General features: G+C 56.9%; 14 protein-coding genes. 5 read left to right on the forward strand and 9 right to left on the reverse strand.

The window, feature by feature from the left end; translation table 11 throughout:
* Positions 1-185: 185 nt before the first annotated feature.
* The 4 genes from traA to FB593_RS27935 all read left to right on the forward strand — a co-directional run bounded on the left by traA (position 186) and on the right by FB593_RS27935 (position 7,050).
* A complete protein-coding gene (traA, locus tag FB593_RS24115; RefSeq protein WP_145167118.1) occupies positions 186-4,814 on the forward strand; it encodes a Ti-type conjugative transfer relaxase TraA in 4,629 nt (1,542 codons plus the stop codon).
* 202 nt (positions 4,815-5,016) lie between these two features.
* Positions 5,017-6,339 (forward strand): type II toxin-antitoxin system HipA family toxin, encoded by a 1,323-nt coding sequence (locus tag FB593_RS24125; protein ID WP_145167120.1) that lies wholly within the window; start codon positions 5,017-5,019, stop codon positions 6,337-6,339.
* Between the two features lie 17 nt (positions 6,340-6,356).
* Entirely contained in the window at positions 6,357-6,635 is a 279-nt protein-coding gene (locus tag FB593_RS24130) for a helix-turn-helix transcriptional regulator (protein WP_003517384.1), read from the forward strand.
* A 103-nt stretch (positions 6,636-6,738) separates the two neighbouring features.
* Positions 6,739-7,050 carry a hypothetical protein gene (locus FB593_RS27935; protein ID WP_321186318.1) on the forward strand — a complete coding sequence of 104 codons (312 nt, stop codon included), beginning with the start codon at positions 6,739-6,741 and terminating at the stop codon, positions 7,048-7,050.
* Positions 7,051-7,340: 290 nt separating this feature from the next.
* Here the strand turns inward: FB593_RS27935 and FB593_RS24140 are convergent, their stop codons facing one another.
* From FB593_RS24140 to FB593_RS24155, 4 genes are all read right to left on the reverse strand, one after another.
* Complete coding sequence (locus FB593_RS24140; RefSeq protein WP_145167121.1) at positions 7,341-7,652, reverse strand: DUF2218 domain-containing protein; 312 nt, start codon at positions 7,650-7,652, stop codon at positions 7,341-7,343.
* Positions 7,653-7,946: 294 nt separating this feature from the next.
* A complete protein-coding gene (locus tag FB593_RS24145) occupies positions 7,947-8,888 on the reverse strand; it encodes a nucleotidyltransferase and HEPN domain-containing protein (RefSeq protein ID WP_145167143.1) in 942 nt (313 codons plus the stop codon).
* Between the two features lie 162 nt (positions 8,889-9,050).
* Positions 9,051-10,292, reverse strand: coding sequence for an aminotransferase class I/II-fold pyridoxal phosphate-dependent enzyme (locus FB593_RS24150; protein WP_145167122.1), 1,242 nt, complete (start codon positions 10,290-10,292; stop codon positions 9,051-9,053).
* A gap of 125 nt (positions 10,293-10,417) precedes the next feature.
* Entirely contained in the window at positions 10,418-11,143 is a 726-nt protein-coding gene (locus FB593_RS24155; protein ID WP_145167123.1) for a winged-helix domain-containing protein, read from the reverse strand.
* Between the two features lie 319 nt (positions 11,144-11,462).
* On the opposite strand from FB593_RS24155, the gene FB593_RS24160 reads away from it, so the two are divergent.
* A complete protein-coding gene (locus FB593_RS24160; RefSeq protein WP_041694754.1) occupies positions 11,463-11,678 on the forward strand; it encodes a hypothetical protein in 216 nt (71 codons plus the stop codon).
* Between the two features lie 13 nt (positions 11,679-11,691).
* On the opposite strand, the gene FB593_RS24165 is transcribed toward FB593_RS24160, so the two are convergent.
* From FB593_RS24165 to FB593_RS24185, 5 genes are all read right to left on the reverse strand, one after another.
* Complete coding sequence (locus FB593_RS24165) at positions 11,692-12,369, reverse strand: winged-helix domain-containing protein (RefSeq protein ID WP_080850419.1); 678 nt, start codon at positions 12,367-12,369, stop codon at positions 11,692-11,694.
* 39 nt (positions 12,370-12,408) lie between these two features.
* Positions 12,409-13,188 (reverse strand): SDR family oxidoreductase, encoded by a 780-nt coding sequence (locus tag FB593_RS24170; protein ID WP_145167124.1) that lies wholly within the window; start codon positions 13,186-13,188, stop codon positions 12,409-12,411.
* Positions 13,185-14,900 (reverse strand): acetolactate synthase catalytic subunit, encoded by a 1,716-nt coding sequence (locus FB593_RS24175; protein WP_145167125.1) that lies wholly within the window; start codon positions 14,898-14,900, stop codon positions 13,185-13,187. Before FB593_RS24175 ends, FB593_RS24170 begins: the two co-directional genes overlap by 4 nt.
* A complete protein-coding gene (locus FB593_RS24180) occupies positions 14,900-16,234 on the reverse strand; it encodes an aspartate aminotransferase family protein (RefSeq protein ID WP_145167126.1) in 1,335 nt (444 codons plus the stop codon). The genes FB593_RS24175 and FB593_RS24180 overlap by 1 nt, the downstream gene beginning before the upstream one ends.
* A gap of 114 nt (positions 16,235-16,348) precedes the next feature.
* The gene (locus FB593_RS24185; RefSeq protein WP_010974389.1) at positions 16,349-17,038 is read right to left on the reverse strand and encodes a GntR family transcriptional regulator; all 690 of its coding nucleotides are present in this window, start codon (positions 17,036-17,038) and stop codon (positions 16,349-16,351) included.
* Positions 17,039-17,102: the final 64 nt, after the last annotated feature.

Below are 17,102 nucleotides of genomic sequence, written 5' to 3' on the forward strand. Positions count from 1 at the left end.
CGTCGTTTAACTGACTAGAAAATGTTAGTCAAATACGCTACCGTACACAAGCCCCCAAACGTCGATAATGGAAATCCCAACAGGGCCGTCTTCTGGAAACGCAGCATCGGTCTTGTCAGGCCGATTGATTTGAGGGCGCAATATACGTCGCTGACGCGACGTGCCTGGAAGGACTGGAGACGTTAGTGGCGATCATGTTCGTCAGAGCGCAGGTGATCAGCAGGGGAGCGGGACGCAGTATCGTTTCGGCCGCCGCCTATCGTCATCGGGCGCGGATGATGGACGAACAGGCCGGAACCTCCTTCAGTTACCGTGGCGGCGGCGCCGAACTGAAACACGAGGAGTTGGCGCTGCCGGACCAGGTACCGGCCTGGCTGCGCGCGGCCATCGATGGGAAGAGCGTCGTTGCGGCCAGCGAGGCGCTTTGGAATGCAGTGGACGCATTCGAAACTCGTGCCGACGCGCAGCTTGCCCGCGAGTTGATCATCGCGCTTCCGGAAGAGTTGACGCGATCAGAGAACATCGCCCTTGTGCGCGAGTTCGTCCGGGACAACCTGACGTCCAAGGGCATGATCGCCGACTGGGTTTATCATGACAGGCAAGGCAATCCACACATCCACCTGATGACCGCGCTTCGACCTCTGACGGAACAGGGTTTCGGGCCGAAGAAAGTGCCGGTGCTTGGCGCCGACGGCGAGCCGTTGCGGGTCGTCACCCCGGACCGACCGAAGGGCAAGATCGTCTACAGGCTCTGGGCCGGCGACAAGGAAACCATGAAGGGCTGGAAGATCGCCTGGGCGGATACGGCCAATCGGCATCTGGCGCTTGCCGGCCATGAGATCCGCCTCGACGGGCGTTCCTATGTCGAACAGGGGCTCGACGGGATTGCCCAGAAACATCTCGGGCCGGAAAAGGCAGCGCTCGCCCGCAAGGGTGTCGCGATGTATTTCGCGCCGGCCGATCTCGCGCGCCGGCAGGAGATGGCCGACCGGCTGCTGGCCGATCCATACCTACTCCTGAAACAACTCGGCAACGAGCGCTCCACCTTCGATGAACGGGACATCGCCAAGGCACTGCACCGCTATGTCGACGATCCGGCCGATTTCGCCAACATACGCTCCAAGCTGATGGCCTCTAACGATCTCGTACTGTTGAAGCCGCAACAGGCGAACCTGCAGACCGGCAAGGTGGCCGAACCTGCGGTCTTCACCACACGCGATATCCTGCGCACCGAATACGACATGGCGCAGTCGGCGGAAGTTCTGGCCCGGCGCAAGGGCTTCGGCGTCGCCAACGCGAAAATTGCGGCGGCTGTCAGAACCATAGAAACCGGCAATCCGGAAAATCCGTTCACGCTTGATCGCGAACAGGTGGAGGCTGTCAATCATGTCGCCGGCGACACTGGCATCGCCGCTGTGGTCGGGCATGCCGGTGCGGGAAAATCGACGCTGCTTGCCGCGGCGCGCATCGCCTGGGAGAGCGGCAACTACCGCGTCTTCGGGGCGGCGCTTGCTGGCAAGGCGGCCGAAGGGCTTGAGGATAGTTCCGGCATCAGATCGCGCACGCTCGCCTCATGGGAACTTGCCTGGGAGAACGGACGCGATCTCCTCGACCGGCGGGACATCTTTGTCATCGATGAAGCTGGCATGGTCTCGTCGCAGCAGATGGCGCGTGTGCTCAAGCGCGCCGAGGAGGCCGGAGCCAAGGTGGTTCTGGTCGGCGATGCAATGCAGCTTCAACCGATCCACGCCGGCGCAGCCTTTCGGGCGATTTCCGAACGGATCGGTTCTGCCGAACTTGCCGGTGTGCGGCGCCAGCGTGAAGAGTGGGCGCGAGAGGCCTCCCGTCTTTTCGCCCGCGGCAAGGTCGAGGAGGGGCTGGATGCCTATGCGCAGCGGGGGCGTATCGTTGAGGCGGAGAGCCGGGCTGAAGCTGTTGAGCGCATCGTTGCAGACTGGACGCGCGCTCGCCGCGACCTCATCCAGCAACATGCCGATAAAGAACAGCCGGCCCGCTTGCGTGGTGACGAACTGCTCGTTCTCGCCCATACCAATGACGACGTGAGGCGGCTCAATGAAGCGCTACGCATCGTCATGAAAGATGAAGGCGCCCTGACCGTCTCTCGTGAATTTTACACGGAGCGAGGCGTGCGGGAGTTCGCCGTCGGCGACCGGATCATCTTCCTCCAAAACGCCCGGTTCCTCGAGCCGCGCGCGCAAAGGCTTGGGCCTCAATATGTCAAGAACGGCATGCTCGGCACGGTCGTCTCCACCGGCGACACGCACGGCGGCCCACTACTATCGGTCCGTCTCGATAATGGCCGGGATGTCATCATCAGCGAAGACAGCTATCGCAATGTCGATCACGGCTATGCTGCGACCATTCACAAGTCCCAAGGTGCGACCGTCGACAGGACATTCGTGCTCGCAACCGGGCTGATGGATCAGCACCTGACGTACGTGTCGATGACACGCCATCGCGACCGGGCCGATCTTTATGCCGCTCGCGAGGACTTTGAGCCGAAGCCGGGATGGGGCAAAATATCCCGGGTTGATCACGCCGCAGGCGTCACGGGCGAGCTGGTCGGAACCGGCAATGCGAAGTTCAGGCCGCAAGACGAGGATGCCGATAAAAGCCCCTACGCCGATGTGAAAACGGACGACGGAAGCGTGCATCGGCTCTGGGGCGTAAGCCTTCCGAAGGCCCTGGAGGAGGCCGGCGTGTCGGAAGGCGACACGGTGACGCTGCGCAAGGACGGTGTCGAACGGGTGACGGTGATGGTGCCCGTCATCGACGAAAAAACGGGAAAGAAGAGGCTCGAGGAACGGACGGTCCATCGAAACGTCTGGACTGCCAAACGGATTGAAACGACAGAGGTTCGCCGGCAGCGCCTCGAGGAGGAGAGCCATCGGCCGGAACTGTTCAAGCAACTGGTGGAGCGTCTTGGCCGCTCCGGCGCCAAGACGACGACCCTCGATTTCGAGAGCGAGGCCGGCTACCGGGCGCACGCCCGCGATTTTGCCCAGCGTCGCGGTATCGATACGCTCTCTGGGGTCGCAGCCTGGATGGAGGACGGAGCGGCGCGGCAGCTGGCGTGGCTGGCGCAGAAGCGCGAGCAAGTGGCGAAGCTTTGGGAGCGGGCGAGCGTGGCGCTCGGCTTCGCGATCGAAAGCGAGAAGCGTGTTTCCTATAGTGAGGAACGAGCCGAAACCCGGACGGCAAAAATTCCGACGGATCGACAATATCTCATCCCGCCGAAAACATTGTTTTCCCGTAGTGTCGGCGAGGATGCCCGCCGCGCGCAGCTTCGCTCAGATCACTGGAAGGAACGCGACGCCATTCTTCGCCCAGTCTTGCAAAAGATTTATCGCGATCCCGAAGGTGCGCTTGCAAGACTGAACGCGCTTGCCTCCGACGCGCGGATTGCGCCCCGCGAGCTTGCCGACGATCTTGAGGCCTCGCCGCAGCGTCTCGGCCGTCTGCGTGGATCGAATCTTCTTGTCGATGGCCGCGCGGCCCGCTCCGAGCGCGATGCGGCGGTGTCGGCCTTGTCCGAATTGCTGCCGCTGGCGCGTTCCCATGCCACAGAGTTCCGCCGCCAGGTCGAACGCTTCGGCATGCGAGAGGAGCAACGGCGCGCGCATATGTCGTTGTCGATCCCAGCGCTTTCCAAACCGGCTATGGCGCGCCTTGCCGAAATCGAAGCCGTACGCGAGCGCGGTGGCAAGGATGCCTACAAGACGGCCTTCGCCTACGCGGCGGAGGATCGCCTTTTTGTTCAAGAGGTGAGGGGGGGCAACGACGCTCTCAACGCTCGCTTCGGCTGGTCCGCCTTCACCGACAAGGCAGACACTGTTGCCCAGCGCAACATGATCGAGCGCATGCCGGACGACCTTGACCTCGACCGGCGCGAAAAGCTCAATCGTCTTTTTGCCGCCATACGCCGCTTTGCCGAAGAACAGCATCTTGCCGAAAGGAAAGATCGCTCCAGGATCGTTACCGGCGCCAGCGTCGTGCCTGGGAAAGAGACGGTGCCGGTGTTGCCAATGCTTGCAGCTGTAACAGAGTTTGAAACCCCGATCGACCACGAGGCGCGGGAGAGGGCGCGAGCTGTTCCTCACTACAGTCAAAATCGCGCCGCCCTTGCGAACGCGGCAGCGCGTATCTGGCGCGATCCGGCAGGTGCTGTCGGAAAGATTGAAGATCTGATCCTGAAGGGCTTTGCCGGTGAGCGGATCGCTGCGGCCATCAGCAATGATCCCGCTGCCTACGGCGCGTTGCGAGGCTCCGGCCGTATCATGGACAAATTGCTCGCTGTCGGCCAGGAGCGGAAGGAGGCTTTCCGTGCCGTCCCGGAGGCGGCAAGCCGTGTGCGGTTATTGGCCACCTCATTTAGGGCCGCATTTGATGCAGAGAGGGAGGCGATCACTGAGGAGCGCCAGCGCATGAGCATTGCCATCCCGGGACTGTCGCCGTCCGCCGAAGATGCACTGAGAGAACTCTCAGTGGCGATGAAGAAAAAGAACGGCAGGCTCGACGTTGCTGCCGGCTCGCTCGATCCCTCCATTAGTAAGGAGTTTGCAACCGTCAGCCGCGCCCTCGACGAGCGCTTCGGCCGCAATGCCATCCTGCGTGGAGAGCTGGATGTTATCAATCGCGTGCCGCCTGCTCAGCGCCGTGCGTTCGAGGTAATGCGGGAACAGTTGAAGGTGCTGCAGCAGGTTGTCCGCATGCAGGCAAGCCAGAACATCGTAGCGGAGCGCCACCGGCGTGTACTCGACCGCGCCCGCGGCGTTATCCTCTTTAACCAATGAATGGCTAACACCTGTGCTGAGCTTGTCCCTCATGCTGTTCGCTTACGGCAATGCGTTGCGTGGCCGGAAGATGGTCAGCCGGATCAGAAGTTTTAATGACCGCTTCAGTAGCTGGCAGTTCCAAGGGCAGTTATTAAACCCACTTTGATGGGTTGAATAAATTGAAAATATGCATTAATTGAACCATTGAAAGGGTCAATTAATGCGCCTAACGCTCCAAACCCATTTTTATGGCCAGTGGGATCACGCCGCGACGCTAGAACTTAAGGATGACGCGGCCGGCTTCCAGGGCGCGTCCATCGTCGATTATGATCTCGACTATTTCGTCACAGTTGCATCTGCGGAATTCGCTGGTGGCAAAACGGTTCGTGACCATCGCGCGTTATCTGTCCGATATCCCGTTGATCTCGAAAATCGATATAGCCGCCGCTGGCCGCCCTTCCTCTTGGATCTTATGCCCCAGGGGCATGCAAGGCGAAAGCTTGCCGAGCATCTCAGTCTTGCTGAAGGCTCGCGCGCTTCCGATCTCCCGCTGCTTCTGCGATCGGCGACGGGCGGCATAGGCAATATCCGGATCAAAGAAGCGGCGGAGGCCGAGACGGAACGGCTGCGCGGTGTTGAGCGCCAAGGGGTTACAGAAGCGGAAATCCTTGAGCGCTCGGATCATTTCATGGAAGTCGCCGATCGCTTCGGAATGCTCGCCTCTGGCTCAAGCGGCCTGCAAGGCGAATGGCCTAAGGTCTCGATGACCCAAGCGAATGACGGTCTCTATTATCCCGACAGCTTCGTGACTGATGATGAGGCCGTGCGCCACGTCATTGTCAAGCTGGTCCGCAGCAACGAGCCCGTGGACCGCATTATACTCGAAGGCGAAGCCCTCTATTCGCGGATCGCTCAGGAGATCGGCCTGAATGTGCACGAACCTTCGACCTATGCCGAAAGTGTCCTGATCATTCCTCGGTTCGACCGGAAGAAAAAAGAAGGTGGCGGAACCGTTAGGCTGGGCCAAGAAAGCCTGGTATCCGCGATCGGCGTTGCTGATTTCGGTCATGTCGGCTCGCACGAGGCCTACATCGACGTTTTGCGCCAATATTCTGCCAATCCCTTCGCGGACATTGTCGAATACCTGAAGCGGGACATCGCCAATTTGGCGCTCGGCAATCCCGATAATCATGGCCGAAATTCTGCACTAAGTAAGCACCAGGACGGCACGATCCGCCTGTCTCCGCTCTTTGATTTCGCGCCAATGCGGCTCGCCAAAGAGGGGATCGTTCGTTCCACCCGCTGGGCCATGATGAGGGACGGTGGTCGCGATCACCTTCCCGATTGGAAACGCATTTGCGCTGAACTGATCCCCGATCCTGATGAGCAGAATGCGCTCGCAGCTGAGCTTTCCGTGTTTGCCGAATACCTCCGGCAAACACCGGCTATGGCGAAAGATATGGGTGGGTCTCCGGAAATTCTAGAGCGTGTAATGGGACGCTGCATTGAAATCGCCGAGAGCGTTCTGGCGGCGTGCCAGTGATACCGGAGGACCGCTAAATGGCTCGATGGAGAAAGCCAACGAAAGAGGAAATTCTTGAGAACCGGCGAACACTGGCGGAACGCGCTCGGACTGGCGATTTGAGGTTACCTGAGGCTGTTGTTGAAATCCGAAGAGGGCTTGGTTTGACGCAGGACGAATTCGCCAAGACGCTATCGCTCACCAGGCGCCAAGTTGCTGAGATCGAAGCCGGGACGGCGAACCCAACGCTCGAAACTTTAGGGAAGATTGGCCGATTGTTCGGATTTACTGTGGGGTTTATTCCGAAGGCGCAATGATGGCTGAGTTTTCTCGAGGGACGGGCGTTGGAACCACGCAAGGAAGCGATGGCGAGGATCAAAATCAATCGGCTGCTGGAGGCCGCTGGCTGGCGCTTCTTCGATGACAAGCGGTCCCGCGAACGTCGTTCTTGAGCCGAACGTCAAGCTGAAGCCTGACCACATCGAAAGTCTCGGTGCGGACTTTGAGAAAAGCGAAAAGGGATTCGTCGATTTTTTGTTGCTGGGCAACGACGGCAAGCCGCTGATCGTCTTGGAAGCGAAATCGGAAGATAAAGATCCTCGTATAGCCCCACCTGCAAGCGTATTCGCGCATTCTGACCTTGCCATCAATGTCGTAACGGCATTTTTCGGAAAGCCCAATCGAGCTTGGTCAATGTGCGAGGAAAACACCGCTTACTGCTCTGATCCCTGAAAACTGAACCAGTTCATAACTGGAGTTTTCCGCGATAACTTCCCGGTTGGGAAAAAGGAGCGGAGGCATGAAGGCATCGAAGTTCTTGGACGCCCAGAAGTCGTTCATTTTTAAGCAGGGCGACGGCAGCGTGCCAGTGGCGAAGACTTGCCGGAATGCGGGGATAGGTAACTTCGCAAGTTGCTCGGCTATGCCCTTAACTCGCTTGTCTTTCCGGGAGAGTTAAGAGGCTCCCTGATCCGAAGCCATCTTGTGTTATCCTCAGCCAGTGCTCCCTCCCTGGGGCCCCGTCACTCGAGTGCCCCGCCATCGGCGCGGTGCCATTCGAGCTCCGGGAGCAGATGGGTAGCGACCTGAGAGAAGGTTGCCTGCAGCACGGACCGCATCCCGAGGAGTGTCAAAGGATCCTCGGCCTCAATACGAAGGTGAAGCCCACCGACTGCGTGGGTGATGATGACGCGCCCCTCGTCAAAGGCAATCAGTGGTTCAGAGTGATTGGTGGTGATTGAAAGAGACCAGCCGCGCAGAGTGCCGCGCAGCAGATCGAGCGTCCGATCCGGATCAGCGACCGACACGAACGTTTCGGAAATGTGTTTGGCCATAAGAAATTCTCGGTGACGGGTCAGACAAATAGCAAGGCCGGAGCAGCGGCAGCGCGTGACGCGAACAGCGGTTGGCGATAAAGTGGCTCATACACTTGGAGTTTTCCGCAAATGGCAGCGAGGAGGCTGCATGAACCCTTTGATGCGACGCAACAGACGATCAAAGGCACGGAAGTAACCGTTTGACGTTCATCATTCGGCACTCCACCAAGGCGCGGTTAATGAACGACGGTGCCGCTAGCCGCCAAGGTCCACTACCAACTTAAAGTTAATTTGGGAAAGCGCTTTAGCCCGCTATTCTTCAGCCGCGCCTTGCTCGGCAATCTCACGACCGGCGTCTCTCTCAAGCGCCGATATATGATCGCGGCATACCTCGGCCACCAGACTGAGCAGCAGTTTTGCTCGCTCGCCAATCCAGTCAAGCGCTTCCTGGCTGATTTTGTACTGGCTTGAGTAGCGTGCTTTTACGTATGCTTCGTTTATCGTATTGAACCATGCTCTCTCTCGATGGTGATCGCGAGGGAAGGCCTCGATCAGTCGACGATCCCGTTCTTCTGCGAAGGATCGCAGGACTTTCAGGTTGTGAGACGCCGGCGTGTAGTTCGTCAGCGTTAAAAGCACGCTGGCATAAGCCTGCTCGATCGCCTGATGGAGGAGGAATGCTGCCTCATTGATATCTCCTTCCCGGTTGTAGAAGTCAAACCCCTTCTTGTATTTCGAAGCCGCGTTAAACCTATGGTCAAAATGCTCTTTTGCGACTCGCAAGTGCTCTTCCGGTGTCAACATCTTGGGTTCGGCAAGAGGTTTATCGTCCAACTCGTAGAGAGCGATGCCTTCCTTGCGGATGTCGGAAAAGAAATGCTGGCTCGCCTGCAAGGATGTGTTCACTTCTCGCAGCGAGTGGACGATGATCTGCACGGGTCTCTTTATCATCTTGTCACGGATCAACCTGTCGGCAGCCTTGTACCAATATTCCGCAAAATCCGTCAGCTTGCGGTTGTTGACGATCACAAGAAGATCGAAATCAGATCTGTACCCTTTGGATGTGAACGGTTCGTCCACCTGCGTACCCCTGGCATAGGAACCGAAGAGGATGATCTTCAGGATGCGGCCACGCTTTTTGAATTTCGCCGTGCCGCCCTCCAGGGCATCCTCGAATTCTTCGTGAATAATCTCCAGCGCGCGCTGGAGCTCCGTTTGTATTTGCGGGGGAATATGATCGAGCGATGTTTTCATGGTCGGCAAATGTCTTCTCTTCTCCGCAACAGGCTGGATTCGTCCGCCTCAATCTGTAGTTTACATCACACTTTGCTGGCAACAAATGTTGCTATCCGCAAAACCCGCCGCTCATTCTCGTCGCAAGACCGGCCTTCTGAGTGACTACAGCCTGATACGGATTTACGATATTGCCTGGTCATCCATGATCTCTGACAGAGCTGCGCAAAGTCCCGTGATTTCCTCAGGTGTATGGTCCGACGTGACACAAACGCGAATGCCGGCCTTCCCCTTCGCAACTGTCGGGAAGAAGATCGCCGAGCCGTAAATTCCCCGATCGAGCAGCGCCCGGGTCCCATTGACGGCACGCTCTTCGGTGCCAAGGTTCACTGTCCGAATTGGCAAGGGAGTTCCGCTTTGCTCTGTCACCAACATCGAGTCCAGAAGTGCGATATTGGAACTGAGAGCCAGCTGTCTTCGCAAAAGCTCGTCGCTGCGATGTATTGTCAACGAACCTGAAACTGCACCAATTGCCGCAACGTTCAATGACGCAGAAAAAGCGTGCGCGACAGCAAAACGACGGAATAGTTCTTCCTGACGCGCCGTACCAAGCATCAACATTCCGCCCGAGGCGCCAAAACCCTTTCCGAGCGACGCGGCTATGATAGTTCGCTCGCCGAGTTCGTTTCCGTATTGTGACCTCACAAATCCTTCACCGTTCTTCCCGCAGATTGATACGCCGTGGGCGTCATCGATGTAGAGAAACAGACCGTATCGATCCTGCAAGTAGCGCAGATCCCGAATGGGCGCATTTCCACCCATCGAGTAGACGCCGTCGCAAACGTAAGCCACGGCCCTGTTGGACCGGCACAACTCCTCCAATGCATCTAGATCATTATGGGCCAACGTACGGACCTGCGTTTCCAGAGCGATTGTGCCCTTGTGAAAGGCGAGTGTTGCGTGCGCGTGGCGGTCAAAAACCATCATCGGCCTGATGCCGCCGGTGAGGTGTCCGGAGGCGACGATAGGTAATGCTCCCATGTTCGCCGCCAGCACCGTTGTGTAGGTGATGACCCTCGCCTGGAAGAGATCTGAAAGCGAATTTTCCAAGTCGCGGAGGATTGCAAAATTCAGTCGGGTCCTTGCACATGACCAGTGCAGTGCCCGGTATTCCTCAATCGCCTTGATCGCGCCGTCTATGACGAGCGGGTGATTGTCGAGGCCCAGATATGAACAACGCACGAAATCAGTGATGCGCTGCGATGGAAAGCCGTCAAAAACGAGATCTACCTGCCTCGCAGCCCTTGGCCGCGCATATAGGGCCATCAAGCCCTGCTGGTGAGCCGAGTTGAAATAGTCTTCGGCATGATCTATCAATCCCCCGGTGTTTCGGCTTGCGTGCTGCAGCGTTTTGTCGGTCAACATTTCTCAGGTCCCCTAACCAAAAAGATGCATGCAGGATCGGCAAATTATCGCAACGATCAACAAACGCTCTCGGAAGATTTTGAGAAATCTCTGTAAACCTTTGGCGTCATAGACCAGAACGGCGCTTACGCCGGCTGCGAGGCTACATCGATGGCGTAGCCGCTTGATCTCGCAGTTCTGATGATGTCGAAGCCCGCCGCTTTCTTCAGGTGCCGCCTGATACGGCCAATGTGAACGTCAACCGTCCGTGGTTGCACGTAAACCTCATTCGGCCACGCCGCTGTTATCAACTCGTCTCGACTGAACACTCTCCCGGGAGCCGTAAGAAGATGTTCGAGCAATTTGAACTCGATCGGTCCCAAAGTGAGCTCGACGCCGCTAACCAAAACGCGTTTGCGTTCTGGCCAAAGCTCGATTTCGCCCAGTTTAAGGGATGCGTTTTGTGACGTTGTCGCGACTGGTTGTTGCCGTACAGGGTTTATGCCTTCGAGAAAGCCCAGCAGATGTGGCGGCCAGAATGGGCGGATCAGGCACTGATCCGCGCCTGCACGCATGAGTTCCATATAGGCTTCGGTGTCGCCGTTGGGAATGATGGCAAGTACTGGCAGTTTTTCCGTCTTGTCACACGATTTGATGCGTTGGCAGATGATGGCTGCCCCATGGTGATCGCGATCCACATCGAGGATCAGTCCGACGATGTCCAGCTGGGCAACTTTGTCGCCGATTTCGTTTCTAGCGCAGAGAACCGCCCGCGTGCCCTCCGTAGAGAGAATGTGCTTGAGCATCGCAAAATAGTCCGCGTTCTCCGTAAGAATTGCGACTGCGGCTTTGGCTTCTATCCCGTGCTGCATCTCAGATCCTCAATACATAACGTCTGTTCGTAGCCGTCATATGATGTCACAAAAAATAATGCAATCACCGGTAGCCATTTATATAAAATAGAATAATCATCAAATTATCCTCGATATTCCGGCAAGTCGCTTGAAGACGGAGCGTATTATGTGACATCATAAAGATGCTTTCTGAGGCCCAATGCGCTTCATGGGCGGGAAAGCCGTAACCTGATCGAATAGCCATGGGCGAACATGCAGGCGCTGCGCTCTGCATCTCTGAAACGAGCCTGAACGCCCGGCATATTCGTTGTTCCGCGCTGGGTGGCTCGGAGGTTACATGCGTAGTTGGAAAAGTACAGGCATTGCCGATAGCGCCGGCGATGACATTCTCACGTCTTGCGATGAAGCCGACGCCACGGCAATTGCCAGAGTGATTTTCGGTACAGATGCCGCGCTCGCCGTCGCCTTCAGTGCTATTGATGCACGCCTCGACGGGAGGGATCGCGATTTTCTTTTTTGGGCCAGAGTTTTTCGGTCGCTTACTGACGTATGAATTGTGCGCCGGATTATAATTTTGTGGCCGAATATCCTGCGGAGCGCACGGTTCTGATGACGTTGTGACCGTGTCGGTTCAAAGACCGTCTTATTTTGCCGATGTGAATGTCCACCGTACGCGGTTCGACATCGGCATCCTCGGGCCAGCAATTCCGAATGAGTTCGTCACGGCTGACGACCCTGTCTGTGTTTCTTGCAAGATACAACAGGATCCTGAAATGCAGGGGCGATAGACTGATGTGCGTCTCACCCCGCCGGACCCGGACGGATGCAACATTGATTTCCACGTCGTCGAGAAAAACGCTGACATCAGTTGGTGCAGTTGTGTTGCAACGCAGGCCAAACTTGAGAAACTCAAGCAGGTTGCCCGGGTCAAAAGGGCGCCTCACCAGATAGTCAAATACGGATGATTGAACGCCGTCTATCTTTTTATTGTCAAGTGGGAAGCCGACAACTCGAATGTCCGGCTGTTCTTTCTTTATAAGAACCGCTGAGCGGAGCAGATCGTCCATTGCAAGGCAGATCAGTACCGTGCGGCGTTGTGGCTGACTATTCGCATCATCCGGTAAAAACATGTCGAGGCTAGGCAGCAGGTCGACGTCGTGGCCGGCCTGCTCGAGAATGTAACGCAAAATCAGGTAGAGCTCCGGGTCAGTCGTGTGGATTAGGATCGAGTGACGCACGAGCATCTCCCTTCGCTTTGTTTTCTGCGTCTGACAAGTTGTGGGTTAGGCGGGCGTGTACTCGCCGCCGTTGATGTCTATGATCGCTCCATTGACGAAAGCGGCTTCATCGGAGACTAAAAAGCCGACCAGCCGTGCCACTTCTTCGGCCTCTCCTAGTCGCCCGGTGGGTATTCGTTTTGCTGCGTCGAGATTGACTGGCGTCGCCGCGGTTCCCGCCATTGGCGTCAAGATGCGACCCGGAGCGGCGACATTGATTGTAATCCCGTCGGCTGAAAATTCGCTGACGAGCGCACGGGCCAGGCCAGCGAGCCCGGCTTTTGATGCTGCATATGCCGCGCCGGCGATCATAGGCCGTGTTCGACCTGCAAGCGAGCCGATGAGGACAATCCGGCCAAATCCCTTGTCGACCATACCTGGTAAGGCTGCTTGACAGCAGAGCATGGCGCCCGTCAAATTCACGTCCAGCACATCATTCCACTCGTCCAGGTCGACCGAGGTAAATCGCTTGGCCACACCGTCCGTTGCTTTCGGCGAAATGCCCGCGCAATAAACCAGTAGTGCAGTGGACGACCACAAGGTTTCGACATCGCGAAAGAAATCGGCAACCTCGCCTGGATTTCTGACGTCGCAACAACCGACCAATAGCTGGTTAGATGTTATTTCAGCCTCGAAGGACGAGCGCGCGGCCTTCGCCGCGCTTTCTGTCTGCCCAAAAACCGCGACCCTGTGGCCAATACCGAGTAAATGTCGTGCAACCGACAGTCCGATACCGGACGTGCCTCCGGCGACCACTGCGACTCGGCTCTGGCGATCTCTCGTCATGCCGCACTGTCCATCTGAGCAAAGAGAGAAAGTGCCGGGTGAGCTTCGGGATCGGTCATAACCTCTATCAGCAACGGCAACTTTCTTTTCTTGATCTTTTGCATATGGGCCTTGAGGTCCTGCGGTTGCGTGACCCGGACCGCATCGCATCCGCACGCGTGTGCAATCTTGACGTGATCGACTTCTGCAAAATGGCAGGCGGTTGTGTACTTTCCGAATTTTACAGTTTCGGCATCACGCTGGAAGCCAAGAATTCCGTTGTTCAGCACGATGATCGTGATCGGAATTTGCATGCGGACCAGTGTTTCAAGCTCGGCCCAGCTGTGCGCAAATCCCCCATCTCCCACCAGCGTTACAACATCGCTCTCACGTGCGGCGACCTTGGCTCCGATTGCAAGGGGAACTCCCCACCCAAGTCCTGCAAGACCCCGGGGGGTGAGCACACGTGTCCTTTCGGAAGAAATTCTGAGTTGTCCGAGGACCCACATCGATGAATAACTAGCGTCCGCCACCACTGTGGTGTTTTCATCGATAACTCCCTGAAGTTCGGCCATAATCCGTTCGGGACGAAGCGGTGAGGCCTCAGAGCTGTAGTAGGCTCGGCGATCATCATTGAATTTCCTCCAGCTTTCCCGAAGACGGTTGCAGACAGCCTCGCGGGAAACGATTCTGAGGTGCAAGTCACAAAGCCTGATCCTTTCGCGTAGGCCGGCCAAGGTCTCCCGTGCGTCACCAACAAGACGAATTGCCTCAAAATTCCGGCCGATCTCCTGTGGATCGGTATCTATGTGAATAATCTGGGCATCGGAACTATACTGGCGCCAGTTGTCTGTTCCATTCTGGTTCGTCCTCGTGCCGATTAAGACGACAAGATCCGCTTCGCGAACGATCTCGACCGTGTGTTGACCCAGTGACTTCGGACCGACAAGAGATGCCAGTACGCCTCCTGAAAGAGGGTGCCACTCATCAACTGAGCCCTTGCCCATATTCGTTGTGAACACAGGTATCGAGCATTCGTCCTGCAGCAGTCGCAACTGCTGGGCAGCCCCGGAGGCGTGGATGCCGCCGCCTGCTATCACGACAGGTGCGCGTGCGTTCGCAATCGCTTTCGCAGCGATATCAAGATCTTTGTCGGCGGGACGTGATCTGTCGAGCGGCCAATGGCCGAGATTGTTCGTTCTTCTCCTTGAAGGGGTAGTAGATACGGATCGCAAAAGATCCGCAGGAAGAAGCAGGACTGCGGGACCTGCTCTGCCAGACGAGGCGGCGGTGAACGCGGCATCGATGTAATCGTCTACCCGCTCTTCCACGGAAACACGACGAACCCATTTTGTGCATGACTGAAACAGGCCGATGTGATCGAGGTCCTGAAACGCGTTCCGATCAGTCTGATCACGCTCCACATCCTGTACAAGTGCAACGACCGGGACGCTAGCCTTGAGTGCTTCAGCCAGCGGAGCAACCAGCAGCGCCGCCGCGGGCCCGTTCTGGGCTGCCACGATCCCGATTTTGCCCGAACGCCTGGCGTAACCATCGGCCATGGCGCCACCCATGTTTTCCTGACGATAGGCAATCTGCGTTATACCGATCTTTTCGGCCGCCAAAATGACCGCCGACGGAAGGCTTTGTCCAAAGATCACCTCCACATCATGGCGCCTCAACGCTTGGGCAATACGCTCAGCGACGGTTGTTTCATGAACTGCAGTATCCATTATGCGGCCTCCCAGGCATGTCGATCGAGATTCACGAGGAAATCGTCAAAGACGGAAACAATGTCACCCATGTCATTGTCCGTCATGGGCGTTGATAGCGACGCAGCGGCGCCGTAGGGCATCAAGATCCCATTGTTTGCAAAGTGCCTGCGCAGCAGTTTCAGAACGACGTCTTCCGAAGCTGTCGGAATGCTGTCCTGGTAAGAAACCGGCGCCACTTTCTTGGCGTGTATTCGAAAAAGCGAAGCCGCTCCCGTCACGCTCAGATTTGCGCCGTGACGTTCGATGCGTGACCTCAACCCCTCGCGAACCAGGTTGCCCATATGTTCGAGACGTTGGAAAGCATCTTGCGTCAGGGCTTCCATTGCAAGACGGCCAGCGACCATCGACACGGGATTTGCAGAAAAGGTTCCGCCTTGCGTCAATGGTGCCTTACTTCCTTGCTTGCCAAAGGCCGACATAATCTCCTGACGTCCACCGACTGCCCCTACTGGAAAGCCACCGCCGATGATCTTCCCCATTGTGACGAGATCCGGCTCCAGACCGTAGCGCGCTGACGCTCCATTGAAGCCCTGGCGGAGGTTCAGTACTTCATCCGCGATAATGACGATCCCATGTTGCTTCGCCACCTTGTTGATTGTTGCGATGAACTCCTGTGTCGGCTCTATGAGACCTGCCCGGCTGGGCATCGGATCGATAAGAATAGCCGCAAGGCGCCCGGCATTCATCGCGATCTGTTGCTCCAACTGCGCGGGGCAGTTAAATTGGAGGAGCACGACCTCATCTATGACGCTTGCTGGCATGCCTGGATAGGCGGCGCAGGGCGTATTCGACGATGCGTGCTGGCCCGCCTCCGCCCAGTCATATGCGCCGTGGTACGCACCCTCCACCCGAGCGATTGCGACCCGGCCGGTCGTTGCTCTAGCGGCTTTGATGGCAAACATGACGGCTTCCGTTCCACTCGCGACAAAGCGGACCTGCTCAACAGCCGGAATCCTGCCTACTAGCAATTCGGCCAGATCGATTTCATGGTTCATCGGATTAGCAAAGCAACTGCCTGTTCTTAGTAGTCCGGCGATCGCTTCAGTTATGGGGGGATAGGCATGTCCGTGGATCAGGGTCGTGAAGTTATTGTTTAGATCCAGCATACGGTGCCCGTCGACGTCGGTCACAAACGCGCCTTCCCCGTAGGCAACAAAGATCGGGTGGGGATCCAGCTCAATTGTCGCGCGTGTGACACCGCCTGGAAAAACGGTGGAGGCGCGTTCAAAGAACGCGATGGACGTTTGCCGGTCGGTGGGACCTGTTAGCGGGGTATTCGACGATGACAGCATTGAACCATAAAACCCTTGTCCTGGAGGAAGACAGGCACACTGCACCCGTCATTTGCAATTTTGTTGCAACAAAAATTTGATGAGTCAATATGTGACGTCAATTTTAAGTTCGGGTTATAATTCGTCTGTCACCGATACGGCGTTGCGAAGTTTGCGGTAACCCTCCCTGATATCGTTCTCTATCGCCGCCCGCACGCCGGCCGGGTCTTTGTCAATAAGAGCCTCAATCGCGACCATGTGATTGTGGACACCCTGGCGGTTTTGCGCGTACTCGGGGTAGAGGTTGAGAAGTGTAGGGCCAATGCGCGCCCACAGGGTTTCAATCATGCTGAGCAGGCCGGTAAGTCCGGATAAATTATAGATGGCAAAGTGGAATTCCTTGTTGTGCCACAGAGCATCGTGATACCGGCCCGCTGCTAAATTCTCGTTTATAACTCTTTGTATATCAATGAGTTTTCTATTTGTTGCTTCGTCGGGATTCCTTGCTCCGTATTCCGCGGCGGTTCCTTCCAGGGCGATCCTCGTAACGGTGATATCGCGTAATTCCGCCTTTGTGAGCGTCGGAACGATGAGCGTCTTGGGGCCGGAAAAAACAAGTACCGATTCCGTTGTCAGGCGGTTCAACGCGTCGCGCGCAGGCGTCGTGCTCACGTCGAGTTCACTGGCTATCCCCCGGACAGTAAACTTGTGCCCGGGAGGGTAGCTGCCGCGGATCATTCTCTCCCGTAGCACGTCATAAACCATGCTTCCCATTCGCTGGCCTTGGGCGCCGGTATCGCTCTCATCACGTAAAATGTCGATCATTTTCCCCTCTTGTTCCGTTGACTCATCGCATTTTTGATGTCACAAAAATGGAATGCAAAGTTTT

The sequence above is a fragment of the Rhizobium sp. SJZ105 genome, from assembly GCF_007828365.1.
Lineage (GTDB): Bacteria > Pseudomonadota > Alphaproteobacteria > Rhizobiales > Rhizobiaceae > Agrobacterium > Agrobacterium tumefaciens.